Origin of the sequence: Treponema paraluiscuniculi Cuniculi A (assembly GCF_000217655.1) — a bacterium.
GTDB lineage: Bacteria > Spirochaetota > Spirochaetia > Treponematales > Treponemataceae > Treponema > Treponema pallidum.
In genome coordinates this window covers 721882-734630 of the sequence record NC_015714.1, presented here as the reverse complement: position 1 = coordinate 734630, position 12749 = coordinate 721882, and the positions used below count along the sequence as shown (strand labels likewise).

The window sequence follows — 12749 nt, the reverse complement described above, 5'->3', positions numbered from 1 at the left end:
CGGTCACGGTGCATGAGGAGTGTAATTTTCAGGGCCTCACAGGGATGCTTGCGCCCCGGAGGGGGATGTGCGATAATCGGCCCCCGGGAGGGCGAGCGGTGGAGGTGAGAGTTCGGTACGCACCGTCTCCGACGGGGCTCCAGCACATCGGGGGTATTAGAACTGCTCTCTTCAACTTCTTGTTCGCGCGAGCGCATGCAGGCGTATTTGTCCTCCGTGTCGAGGATACTGACCGCAGTCGCTGCACTGCAGCGTTTGAGCAGAACCTTTACGATACGCTCCGGTGGCTTGGGGTCTCCTGGGATGAGGGGGGAGGGTGCCCAGAAACAGCGGTAAAGCAGGGCGCGCGGGGGGATGGCCGCTCTGTTGCTCACGCTGGTGGAGCCTATGGCCCTTACACGCAGTCTGCACGGACAGATCTCTACCGCGCGCAGGTGGCGCGGCTCGTTGAGACAGGGCAGGCGTATTATTGTTTTTGCGATGCGTCGCGGCTCGAGCGCGTTCGTAAGATCCGTACGCTCAACAGGATGCCCCCCGGTTATGACCGGCATTGCCGCGAGCTCCTGCCTGAAGAAGTTCGGGAATGTCTCGCATCCGGGGTTCCACATGTGATCCGCTTTAAGGTCCCCTTGGAAGGGAGTACTCATTTCCGCGATGCGCTGCTCGGTGATATCGAGTGGCAAAATGAGGAGATCAATCCAGACCCGATTTTACTGAAAAGCGACGGGTTCCCCACTTACCATTTGGCTAATGTGGTAGATGACCATGCTATGCGTATTACGCATGTTTTGCGCGCTCAGGAGTGGGTTCCCTCCACCCCGTTACACCTTCTGTTGTACCGTGCTTTTGGCTGGCAGCCCCCGCTCTTCTGTCATCTTCCGATGGTTATGGGGGCAGATGGGCACAAGTTGTCAAAGCGGCATGGAGCTACTAGCTGTGATGAGTTCCGCAACGCGGGGTATTTGCCTGAAGCGTTGCTCAACTATGTTGCAATGCTCGGTTGCTCGTACGGAGAAGGTCAGGATCTGTTCACGCGAGAGCAGCTGTGTGCGCACTTTTCTCTGTCGCGTTTAAATAAGTCACCGGCTGTTTTTGACTATAAAAAGCTTGCGTGGTTTAACGGTCAATATATCCGTGCAAAAAGTGACGAGCAGCTGTGTGCGCTCGTGTGGCCTTTCATTGCAAACGCCGGTGTGTGTGGCCACATTCCGGCAGATGTGGAAGCAGAAGCTGTGCGCACACGACGTTTTGCAGACGAGGCGCCGTGTGCGCCTACAGAAGCGCAGCGTTCCATGCTCATGCGAGTTATCCCGCTGATTAAGGAGCGGTTGCGGTTTCTAACCGATGCGCCGGAGTTGGTGCGTTGTTTTTTTCAAGAACCGTCTCTCCCTGAACAAGGGGTGTTTGTGCCGAAGCGCTTGGATGTTGCGCAGGTGCGCGCGGTACTGGTGCGCGCCAGGGGCCTGGTGCACGAAATAGTGAGTGCCAGTGAACCGGATGTTGAGGTGCTCTTGCGTGCTGAGGCAGAAAAGTTTGGAATAAAACTTGGTGATTTTCTCATGCCCATTCGCGTTGCGCTCACCGGTGCTACCGTGAGTGCCCCTCTGGTAGGAACTATCCGCATCCTGGGGGCGTCACGATCCTGTGCGCGTATTGAACACGTCATTCGTGAACGCTTTTCGGATGACAGTCAAGGAGTGGGAGGAGGCTGATATTCTCAGACAACGCGAGCTATAGGGAAAAGAGGTATGCAGGGGATGTGTTCAAAGGCGGGCGCGATCTCTGTGAGGTCGCCGCGGGTGCTGACAGTATGCTAGACAGGGGGGAAGGTGAGCGGCGCGTCACCATGGAGAAGATTGTCGGTCTCTGCAAACGGCGTGGCTTTGTGTTTCCATCTTCAGAAATTTATGGTGGCCAAGGAGGTGTTTGGGACTACGGCCCTATGGGCATTGCGCTAAAAAACAATATTGCCCATGCCTGGTGGCAAGATATGACACGCCTACATGATCATATCGTCGGGCTGGATGCAGCAATCTTGATGCATCCAGACGTATGGCGGACGTCTGGCCACGTCGATCACTTCAGTGATCCTTTGGTTGATTGCACGGTGTGTAAAAGTCGCTTTCGCGCGGATCAGGTTGCCGTGCCGTCTGCCGGGGGACCCTGTCCTCAGTGTGGTGGGGCCCTCACGGGCGTGCGTAATTTTAACCTCATGTTCAGTACCCACATGGGTCCTACGGATGAGCGTGCCAGTTTGCTCTACCTGCGTCCTGAAACTGCGCAGGGGATTTATGTAAATTATAAAAACGTCCTGCAAACTACACGCCTGAAGGTGCCTTTTGGTATTGCCCAGATCGGTAAGGCGTTTCGCAATGAGATTGTCACAAAAAACTTTATTTTCCGTACGTGTGAATTTGAACAAATGGAAATGCAGTTTTTTGTGCGCCCCGCAGAGGATACTCACTGGTTTGAGTACTGGTGTGCACAGCGCTGGGCTTTTTACCAAAAGTATGGGGTGCGTATGAACCACATGCGTTGGCGCACCCATGCTGCACATGAGTTGGCTCATTATGCACGGGCTGCCTGTGACATTGAGTATGCATTCCCTATGGGCTTTAGGGAATTAGAAGGGGTGCATAACCGTGGTGACTTTGACCTGACGCGCCACGCGCAGCACTCGGGTAAAGACTTGTGCTATGTGGATCCTGATCCAAACCTGGATGCGGCAGCGCGTCGGTATGTGCCTTGTGTCGTTGAAACGTCTGCAGGATTGACGCGCTGCGTACTCATGTTTCTGTGCGATGCATACACAGAAGAATATGTGCAGGCGCCGAATGTCGCGTTTTCGGAAACGACACAGACAGCTGATCAAGAAGGTGCCGCGCGTACGGGCGAGATGCGAATAGTGCTGAGGTTGCACCCTGCGCTTTCTCCCACCACTGTTGCTTTTTTGCCTTTGGTAAAAAAAGACGGATTGGTTGACCTTGCGCGTGCGGTGCGCGACGAGCTGCGTGAGGATTTTGCCTGTGATTTTGATGCAGCTGGCGCGATTGGAAAGCGCTACCGCCGTCAAGACGAGGTGGGTACTCCCTTTTGTGTCACAGTTGATTATCAGTCAAAGGAAGATGATACGGTTACGGTACGTCTGCGCGACAGCATGGCACAGCGCCGGGTCTCTCGTGCCTTTCTTGCAGAGTTTTTGCGCACAGAGATAAAACACTACCGGCGTCCCTAGGTTGTTGTCCGCTCTCTGCGCGCGGGGAAAATGTCACATATTACATCGCGAAGGAGCTCTCGTATGAAAGCGTATTCTTATGCAGTAGAGGATCGCTCGCTTCTCACCCCTTTTCTGTATCGCTTCTGTGTAGATCCGCTGTTACGCGTGGTGCCGTATCGAGTTCCGGCGAATCTCATTACGCTGTGCGCAAACGCCTGTATGCTGCTTGCATTTACCCATGCGTACTGCGGCTCGGTGGGGGGTACCTACACGTATTGGTTTCTAGTTCCTGTGCTGTGTATTGTGTACCTGGTCGGAGATTGTCTTGATGGGCGCCAAGCTCGGAGAACGGGAACTGGCAGCCCCTTGGGAGAATATTTTGACCATTGTTTGGACACCTCTGTTGTAGGACTGCTGGCAGGAATTTTCGTGCTCGCGTTTCGTATACGCGAGCCATTTCTTTTGACGTGTATCTTTTTTGTTCCCGCGTTTGTGCAGATTTCAACCCTGTGGGAAAAGCTGCACCGCGGGGTGATGGTGTTTGCGCGCATTGGGTCAAACGAGATGGTAGTGCTGACCACACTCGGCGCATACGCTGGGTCGTTCGAAACACTGCGTGCGCTGTTCCTCACGCCGTTGTTTTTTTCCTGTACTCCCGCACAGGTATGTGTATCGGTGCTCTCAACGGGAGTGTGTATTTTTTCGTGTGCGGTGTTTTGGCGTATGCGAGTGTTTTCATGCGCACTTTTTTTGCATTTATCCCTTTTCTTCTTTCTCTGTGTATTTTCAAGTACGTATTTCCCCACGCAGATTGGATATATAACGGCACTGTGCACGTTGTATCACATGCGATATGCAGAGCGCCTTCTGCGCGTCATTGTACAGGGGGAGGGAACTGCCCGTGTTGAGGTGTTGGTGCCACTTTTGTGCGGTGTGTTGTTTCTTTTTCCTCAGACAAGCTTTTGGGTGCAGCGGGCGCAGTGTAGTATTTTGGCACTTGAGGTGGGGGTGCACTTTGTACGATTTGTGTATGCTCATCGCTGTTATTGGCATTGGCTGAATCCCCTTCCAACACAGGAGTAGCGTGGTGCATGTGACGCTTTTGTACGGAGGCCGTTCTGCAGAGCACGATGTTTCTGTACGTTCTGCACGTTTTGTGGCGCGCACGTTGTGCTTACAACACACCGTAATGCTCATCGGTATTACCCGTCGTGGCGTGTGGTATGCGCAGCCTGCGTGTGCATTAGAGCAGTTGTGTACCGGAACTGTCGCGCTCAGTATTCAGGAAGATGAAAAGAGGCGCGTGTGTCTTGTCCCGGGAGGTGGTACTGCAGGCGCTTTTGTCATAGCGGGGATGCCGTGTGTCACGGATGTGGTATTCCCCGTATTGCATGGCAGTTATGGGGAAGATGGTACGGTGCAGGGTTTGCTTGAGATGCTGCAGGTGCCGTACGTGGGGTGTGGAGTGTGTGCAAGTGCTCTTGCGATGGATAAGGTAAAGGCAAAGATGCTATGGCAGGCGGCGGGACTTCCCGTTTTACCGTTTGTCTTTTTCCGTAAAGATACATGGCGTATGCACATGCAAGAACTTGTTGCGCAGCTTGAAACACGCCTTGGCTATCCTCTTTTTGTAAAGCCAGCTCAAGCAGGCAGTTCCGTAGGAGCCAGTCCAGTGCAGACGCGTGCACCGCTTATCCCTGCGATTGAAGCGGCTTTTCAGTGGGATGAAGTGGTGTTGGTGGAGCGGTATGTGCGCGCGCGAGAAATTGAATGTGCGCTCAGTGGGAACGGACCCTATACTGTACATGGGGCAGGAGAGGTAATTGCGCAGGGAGCCTTTTATGACTACGAGGAAAAATATGCTGATGCAAGTGTCGCGCGTGTACTCGTTACGGCTCCTCTTGAGACTGCCCAGTACGAACAGATTACCACACTTGCCCTGCGCGCATACGAAGCATTAGGACTCACGGGTCTGGCGCGGGTTGATTTTTTTCTGTTAGAAACGGGAGAAGTATACGCGAACGAAGTAAACACGATGCCGGGTTTTACGTCGATATCACTCTTTCCCCAAATATGTCAGGCTGCAGGTGTTGCGCCGCAGGACTTAATGGCACAGCTCCTTTCTTGCGCACGAGAGCGCTTTGCAGCGCGCGCCGCACTGAGCACCGACTTGCACGCCCACGTGTGCGCGCCCTCGGTGACTGCTGCACATGACCCCGATGCGCAAGAGGACGACTGGGACCAGAGGGACTCGAACCCCCTCCCTACTGCTTAGAAGGCAGTCGCTCTATCCGGGTGAGCTATGATCCCGTGGTACGCTGCGAGCAAAGACCCCCGCAAGGGTGGATAAAAATATATAACGTGTCAACAATCCTAGAATGCTGTGCTGTAGCTCCGACTGCTTATCGGGTGCACCGTTTTTTGTTATAATGGCGCGCATGTCTTTTGTTCATTTGCATGTTCACTCAGATTATTCACTGTTGGATGGAGCTTCTTCATTGCAGCGGCTAGTGCGTACTGCAAAGTCGCTGGGACAAGAAGCGCTTGCGCTTACCGACCATGGGAATATGTTTGGTGCGTTGCATTTTCAAAAAGTTTGTTCTGCTGAGGGTATCAAAGCGATTATCGGATGTGAGCTCTACGTGGCACCCGAAAGTCGCTTTGATCGCAGTGAACATACTATCGGTCGCAGATACTATCACCTCATCGTGCTTGCTAAGAATGAGACGGGATATCGAAATCTAATGGTTCTATCCTCCAAAGCCTATATCGAGGGTATGTACTACAAACCACGTGTGGATGACGAGCTTCTGGCCCAGCATGCAGAAGGGCTCATTTGTCTTTCTTCTTGTCTTGCCGGACAGCTTCCTTATCTGTTATTGCAGGGCAGAAAAAAGGAGGCAGAAGAACACGCGCGCAAATACCGAGCGCTCTTCGGTGTAGATAATTACTTTATTGAGGTGCAAGATCATGGACTTGATGAAGAGAAGAAAGTAGCACCGCTTTTGATTGATCTTGCATGTAGGCTCGGCATTCCGTTGGTGGTTACAAACGACGTGCATTATGCGGAGCAGGAAGACTCTGTTGCACAAGACATTCTGCTGTGCATTGGAACGAAGAAGAATCGCTCCGATCCCAATCGGCTTAAATTTAAAACAGACGAGTTCTATTTAAAGTCTTCTGAAAAAATGGCTCAGCTGTTTCCCCACTATCCTGAAATGGTGCTGAATACGGTGCGCATTGCACAGAGATGTAATGTGCGGATTCCTCAGCCTGGCCCGCTGCTTCCGCTCTACCAGATTCCTCATGAGTTTTCCAGCAAGGAACACTATATTCGCCATCTGGTCCATCGAGGTTTGTATGATCGCTATGCAGTAGTGAGCGAAGAAATTAAGGCGCGTGCTGATTATGAACTAGATGTTATCGTGAGGATGGATTTTGTTGGCTACTTTTTGATCGTGTGGGATTTTATTACGTGGGCAAAGGAGCATGATATTCCTGTTGGTCCGGGGCGGGGGTCTGGAGCAAGTTCTATTGTTGCATATGCGTTAAAAATTACCGACATCGATCCTCTTAGATATAAGTTGCTTTTTGAAAGATTTATGAATCCTGAGCGTATTTCTATGCCCGATTTTGACATCGACTTTTGTTTTGAGCGCAGACAAGAAGTGATTGAGTATGTGCGTGCGCGATATGGAAATGACAATGTTGGGCAAATTATTACGTTCGGAACACTTAAGCCAAAGGCGGCGATTCGTGATGTAGGGCGCGTGTTGGATATTCCGCTTTCGGAAGTTTTGATGATTACAAAACTGATGCCTGATGATCCAAAACTGACTTTTAAAAAAGCGTATGAATCTGAACAATTAGCGCAAATGAAGCAGGAGCCGCGCTATGCTGAATTATTTCAAATAGCAGAAAAGCTTGAAGACACCAATCGAAACACTAGTTTGCATGCAGCAGGTATCGTTATTGGTAAAACGGCGCTCACTGATTATGTACCGCTCTACAAGGATTCTAAGACGGGAAAAATTAGTACCCAGTTTGGTATGGATTTAATTGAAGACTGTGGATTAGTGAAGATGGACTTTCTTGGGCTAAAAACACTTACGCTCATCCAACGGACGCAGAATCTCGTACGACGTAAAGGGGGTAAGTACACAACGTTTTCGATATCGGATATCAGTGATCAGGATCCTACGACTTTTTCTATGTTGGCGGAAGGAAAATCTGCTGCAGTGTTTCAGTTTGAAAGTCGCGGTATGCAAGGCATCCTCAAGCGTGCAAAGCCCAGTAAGATGGAGGATCTAATAGCGTTGAATGCATTGTACCGACCTGGGCCGATGGCATTCATTGATCAATATATTGAATCGAAACGTGATCCTGGGAAAATAAAATACCCTGATCCGTGTTTGGAAGACATCCTTTCAGAAACATATGGGGTAATAGTATACCAAGAGCAGGTTATGCAGGTGGCACAGCGCATTGCAGGTTTCTCGCTGGGAGAAGCAGATATTCTGCGCCGTGCGATGGGAAAGAAAAAGCTTGCAGTGATGCAGGAAAAGAAAAAGGAGTTTGCTGAGCGTGCAGAGAAACAGGGTTTTGATAAAAAGCACGCTGAGAATATTTTTGAAATTCTTATTCCTTTTGCAGGGTATGGGTTTAATAAAAGTCACGCCACTGCGTATTCAGTGGTTGCCTATCAAACTGCATTTCTAAAAGCAAATTTTCCCGCCGAGTTTATGGCTGCGAACCTTTCAAACGAAATTAATTCTGCAGAAAAATTACCACTCTACATGGCTGAAGCAGAAAAGATGGGTCTGTCCATTCAGAAACCGGATGTCAATGCTTCTGAACCTTATTTTAGTGTTTGTGAAGGGTGCATTGTGTATGGGTTGTTGGGTATTAAAGGTTTGGGTGAGCAGGTTGCGTTTGACGTTTTTGATGAGCGTATTCGCAACGGTCCTTACACCTCCTTTGTAGAGGTGCTGGATCGAGTTCCTGCAACCTCGTTAAATAAAAAAAATGCCGAAATAATGATTAAGGCTGGATGTTTTGACCGGTTCGGGGTAACTCGCGCAAGTCTTACGGCGCATCTCGACGATGTAATGAAATATGTTGCGCGAAAAAAGGCGGTTATAAGTTCTAGACAAGCAAGCCTTTTTGACGAAACGGATTTAGGAGAATGTTCTGAATACACCTTTCCGGTTATGGAAGAATGGTCCCAGAGGGAGAGACTCCGTATAGAGAAGGAACTGATGGGGTATTATATTTCTGGTCATCCTCTTGATGAATATCGAAGTGTGATAGGAGAAAAGGCAACATTGGATTTAGGACATATTGAAAATGCTCGTTCTGAAAATAAATACCTGATTGTGGGAGTGCTGAATGCTATTCACCCGTATACAACTAAGTCAGGAAAGAATATGGCTTTTGGCTCTTTTGAGGATCTCCATGGCTCTGTAGACATAGTTGTGTTTCCTGTGCTGTGGGAGGAGCATCGCGCGCAGTTCTTGCCAGAAACTATTATGGGGTTGGTGGGAACTGTAGACTTTTCTAAAGAAACCCCGGCGTTCTTGGTAGATTCTGTCATTGACTTGGAACAATTACGGTTTGCTCAGGTTAAAACTATTCTGGCTGGATCGGAGCATAAGCGTGTATCGTCAGGAGAGAAAACTCCACTGCAGAAACGTGGCGTTTCGCAGGAAGTGCACATCGAGGTGAGTTCTCACGTCCGTGCGCATGCACAGTTTAAATCGTTGTATGAGATTTTGAGTGCACATACAGGAGGCTCGGGTGAAGTGTTTCTTCACATGCATGTGGATGACCGTACGTACGTGGTGTACGTTCCTTCGTGTAAGGTATCTGCCACTGAGGCATTTGCGCAGCAATTAAAAGGTAATGAGAGTTTTGTCCAAATTCTAAAGGAGTGCGTGCAATGAGTTCTGTTCTATCTACACTCTCGGCATTATTGTCAGTGTATGCGCTCCTGTGTACGGCACGCGTATTTCTCTCGTGGGTGCCCCATCTTTCACATTCACCCCTGGGGGAATTCTTATCTGCGATATGTGAGCCGTACCTGTCCTGGTTTAGGAGATTTTCGTTTATGCGTGTTGGTACGGTGGACTTTTCTCCCATGATTGCGATTGGGGTGCTCACCATACTCTCAAACACTGTCGGAACTATTTTCCTTGTCGGTTCGGTTTCTGTGTTAAAGTTACTGCTGCAAATGCTGATGCTGTTGCTGTGGTCGTTGTGCAAGTTTGTGTTGGAGTTTTTATTGATTCTTTTTGCTGTTCGATTTGTTTCCGATCGTATGAATGTAAATGTTCATACGTTGTTTTTTGTAATGATGGATAGGATATTAAATCCGGTACGTGTTGCGTTGACCGCTCCGTTTAAGTTCCTTGATTTGAGTTACCGTGCGTCCTTGCTCTTGTGTGTTCTTGTGATATTGTGCGCGCGGGTTCTTGGAGGTTTTTTTGTGAATGTAGTGGTGCGGTACTTTTTGACTGGAACACTGCACGTGGCGGTGATGTAATCCGTCGCTTTGAGACAAAGGACTGATATCCCTATTCACTGTGGGCAGTGTTATTCGTTGAAGTATGTATTGCCTGAAGAAATTATTCGGGACGGAGGGATTTGAACCCTCGATCTTCCGGTCCCAAACCGGGTGCCCTAGCCCCTAGGCCACGTCCCGCACGCTTGACACTGTGTGTTAAGAATGGATAGACTGTCAACGGTTACCTGCGAAAAAGTCTCGGTTCTTGTGTGGGAGATTGGATGGGCACGTTTGTGGTGTCACTGCCTGGTGGGCGCCGAGAAAAGTTTTCCGAGTGCGTTCCAGCGCGCGTCCTCTTTGAGCGATTTTTTGGCACAGAATTGTCTGTGTATGGTTTGATGTGTAACGGTACACCGGTACTGCCATGCCAGGTGATAGGCGCCGACGCGGTAGTTGAGCCGGTTCGTGAGGATACGGTGTTAGGGGCCGCTCTGTACCGTAGGACTGCGCGTTTGCTGTTTGCCACAGCGTTTCACTCGGTGTATCCGCATGTGCGATTGTTTGCAGGGTATCGAGTGCAGGGGGGATATTGCTACTGTACCGAGGGTGCGCGCGCAGATGACCTGGATGTTTCGTTGGTAGTGCGTAGGATGAAGGCGCTTGTGGCGCAGGATGCGCCCATTCACATGCAGTATATGACGCGTCAGGAAGCCTTGAATCTGTTTACGCAGTGGAATTTTCCATATTCGCATCATTATATTCTGGGTTCGTACCGGACTGTGTTTTTAACGCAGGTACTGGACGGTTTTTCTGCGTTGTTTTTTCAGCCGCTCATGGCTTCTGTAGGGAGGCTCACCGTCTTTGAGGTGCGGATGTGTGCTGAGGGTTGTCTGTTGCGTTTTCCTGAAGGTGGACAACGCCACATCATTTCTCAGCACAACGCGTCGCCACAGTTTGTGGTAATGTATCGGAAGCATCGGCAGCAAGAAGAACAGACAAAAATATGCTCAGTAGGACAGTTGAATGCGTGCATTCAGTCTGGTGATATTGCAACTTGTGTTGACATGGCTGAGGCGGCGCACAATCGGCAGATTGAGTGTTGTGCCACAGAAATTGCACGAAGGGACAGCGTGCGCGTGGTGTCGATAGCAGGACCGTCAGGTTCTGGAAAGACAACGATTGCAAAAAAACTTTCAGTGCAGCTGCAAGTGCTTGGTTACGATCCGCATGTGATTAGTCTTGATGATTACTATGTGGGGATTGAGCGCACGCCGTGTGACGCGGAAGGTAATCCTGATTTTGAGTGCGTCGAGGCCTTAGATCTTCCCCTGATTAATAAGTTGTTTTTGGATTTCTTGCAGGGGAAGAGTGTTGCACTTCCTTCGTATAATTTTAAAACAGGGAAACGAGAGTACCGGGGGCGGGAAGTACAGTTTGGCGAGCGTTCGCTGCTTATTATTGAGGGCATACATGGCTTGAACGATCGGCTCATCTCGTTGATGAACCGGCGAGTTGTATTTCGGTTGTACGTCTCTGTGTTCATGCATTTGTGCTTGGATGAACAGCACAGGGTTTCGGCGTCTGATGGAAGGTTGTTGCGGAGGGTTGTGCGCGACGCGCAGTTTCGCGGTATTTCTGTCGAAGAAACACTTGAAATGTGGCAACGGGTGCGTGCAGGTGAAGAGCGCTATATTTTCCCTTTTCAGCACCGTGCAGACATGATGTTTAACAGCGCATTGGTTTATGAGTTTGCAGTGTTAAAGCGCCGTGCACAGGAAGTTTTAAGCACGGTTTCTTCTGCTTGTACCACGTATAGGGAAGTCCGCAATTTGCGTGCCTTGTTGGAGCAGTTTTGTTCGTTGTCTGATGTGCATGTTCCGGGTCAGTCGATATTAAGAGAATTTATTGGGCAAAGCGATTTTTGCTATTGTCTGTAGCGAGTGCTTTTATAATGCAGGGTATGGCGACACAAAGTGACGCGTGCAGAAGGGAAGTGGTGCTTCGAGTGTTATGACGCTGTATGAATATTATTTGATATTTCCTGATGGAGAATGTCGGGAGATATCAGGACCTCCCTGTGAGAGGAGTCTTCTTGACATGAATGGACATCCGTTGAGAGTTCCCCTGTCTTCGAATAGAGTGATCGCGTACCGCGTCGCGGGAAAGCGCACTGTTGCAGGTGGTCGGGGGGTAGTCGGCATGTGGTACACGCTCGAGCAGCTTGACGCACTCGAGCTGCTCGAGTACGTTTCGGGGCCTCTTGGCCAGCGATGACGATTAACACGTGTCGGGAAACGGGGCTCCATAGAGCGCTGAAGGACTACTTTAGTCCTCGTGGTTCTCGGCAGGAAGTAGAGCTTCGCGGGTCGATCTGCGATGTCGTCCATCCGGACGGGACGATTGTCGAAGTTCAAACGTCGGGGCTAGGACGCCTGGAGGCAAAGCTGAAGAAGCTCCTCCCTTACCACCAGGTGATGGTGGTGTATCCGGTCTCCAGACGTCTGTATATTAGAATGCTGAACGAGGATGGCAGCGAGCGGCATTACCGCAAGAGCCCCAAGGAGGGTTCGTTCTTCCAAATATACCGGGAGATCGGCAGACTGCACGACCTGCTCGACCACGAGCACCTTTCTCTCCATATCGTGTACATACACAGCGAGGTCATCAAGGTCGACGACCGGAAGGGGAGAAGTAGGTACAAGAAGCCGCGCATAGTCGACAGAAAACTCCTCGAAGTGCAGAGCTCAGAAGAATTCCGCAACAAGGGGTCCCTCGCGCAACCTCTCCTGTCAAAGCTACCTGAAATCTTCTGCTGCGATGACCTGGCGCAAACGGGCGCAGGCGTGCACTGCCGCTACGCCCTGCGGTTTCTGAGGAGGAACGGGATGGCCACCCCGCACTCGAAGCGCGGCAGGACAAAACTCTACCGGAAGGAACCGCCGGGGGACAATCGATCACCTCCTCCTTGGCAAGAGCCACATGGGGAAGGCTTAGCAGAAAAGCTAAGCCCGGGCCCGGCCAGGTAAACGC

9 protein-coding genes and 2 tRNA genes are annotated in these 12749 nt (G+C 50.5%); 9 read left to right on the top strand and 2 right to left on the bottom strand.

All coding sequences use genetic code 11. From position 1 onward, the window contains the following. Positions 1–98: 98 nt before the first annotated feature. The 4 genes from gltX (at position 99) to TPCCA_RS05365 (ending at position 5492) form a co-directional block, all read left to right on the top strand. Complete coding sequence (gene gltX / locus TPCCA_RS03320; protein ID WP_013945285.1) at positions 99–1712, top strand: glutamate--tRNA ligase; 1614 nt, start codon at positions 99–101, stop codon at positions 1710–1712. Positions 1713–1846: 134 nt separating this feature from the next. After that, complete coding sequence (locus TPCCA_RS03315) at positions 1847–3235, top strand: glycine--tRNA ligase (protein ID WP_041610042.1); 1389 nt, start codon at positions 1847–1849, stop codon at positions 3233–3235. 63 nt (positions 3236–3298) lie between these two features. Further along, positions 3299–4300, top strand: a complete 1002-nt coding sequence (locus TPCCA_RS03310) for a CDP-alcohol phosphatidyltransferase family protein (RefSeq protein WP_013945283.1) — start codon at positions 3299–3301, stop codon at positions 4298–4300. A 1-nt stretch (position 4301) separates the two neighbouring features. Beyond that, positions 4302–5492: a D-alanine--D-alanine ligase family protein gene (locus TPCCA_RS05365; RefSeq protein WP_013945282.1), complete on the top strand. Its 1191-nt coding sequence runs from the start codon at positions 4302–4304 to the stop codon at positions 5490–5492. Here TPCCA_RS05365 and TPCCA_RS03300 read toward each other — a convergent pair. Continuing rightward, positions 5454–5527 (bottom strand) — tRNA-Arg (locus TPCCA_RS03300). The genes TPCCA_RS05365 and TPCCA_RS03300 overlap by 39 nt on opposite strands. A gap of 119 nt (positions 5528–5646) precedes the next feature. Between TPCCA_RS03300 and dnaE the strand changes: the two genes are divergently transcribed. Together dnaE and TPCCA_RS03290 are read left to right on the top strand one after the other, a co-directional pair. Next, positions 5647–9159 carry a DNA polymerase III subunit alpha gene (dnaE, locus tag TPCCA_RS03295; RefSeq protein ID WP_013945281.1) on the top strand — a complete coding sequence of 1171 codons (3513 nt, stop codon included), beginning with the start codon at positions 5647–5649 and terminating at the stop codon, positions 9157–9159. Next, positions 9156–9758, top strand: a complete 603-nt coding sequence (locus tag TPCCA_RS03290) for a YggT family protein (protein ID WP_012460585.1) — start codon at positions 9156–9158, stop codon at positions 9756–9758. The genes dnaE and TPCCA_RS03290 overlap by 4 nt, the downstream gene beginning before the upstream one ends. Before the next feature lie 86 nt (positions 9759–9844). On the opposite strand, the gene TPCCA_RS03285 is transcribed toward TPCCA_RS03290, so the two are convergent. Further along, a tRNA-Pro gene (locus TPCCA_RS03285) sits at positions 9845–9917 on the bottom strand. 83 nt (positions 9918–10000) lie between these two features. Between TPCCA_RS03285 and TPCCA_RS03280 the strand changes: the two genes are divergently transcribed. From TPCCA_RS03280 to TPCCA_RS03270, 3 genes are read left to right on the top strand one after another with little or no spacing between them, the layout of a single operon-like run. Beyond that, on the top strand, positions 10001–11656 hold the full coding sequence (locus TPCCA_RS03280) for a nucleoside kinase (protein WP_013945280.1): 1656 nt from the start codon (positions 10001–10003) through the stop codon (positions 11654–11656). 43 nt (positions 11657–11699) lie between these two features. After that, positions 11700–11993: a hypothetical protein gene (locus TPCCA_RS03275; RefSeq protein WP_013945279.1), complete on the top strand. Its 294-nt coding sequence runs from the start codon at positions 11700–11702 to the stop codon at positions 11991–11993. Further along, positions 11990–12745 carry a DUF8091 domain-containing protein gene (locus TPCCA_RS03270; RefSeq protein ID WP_013945278.1) on the top strand — a complete coding sequence of 252 codons (756 nt, stop codon included), beginning with the start codon at positions 11990–11992 and terminating at the stop codon, positions 12743–12745. Before TPCCA_RS03275 ends, TPCCA_RS03270 begins: the two co-directional genes overlap by 4 nt. The last annotated feature ends 4 nt before the right edge of the window (positions 12746–12749 follow it).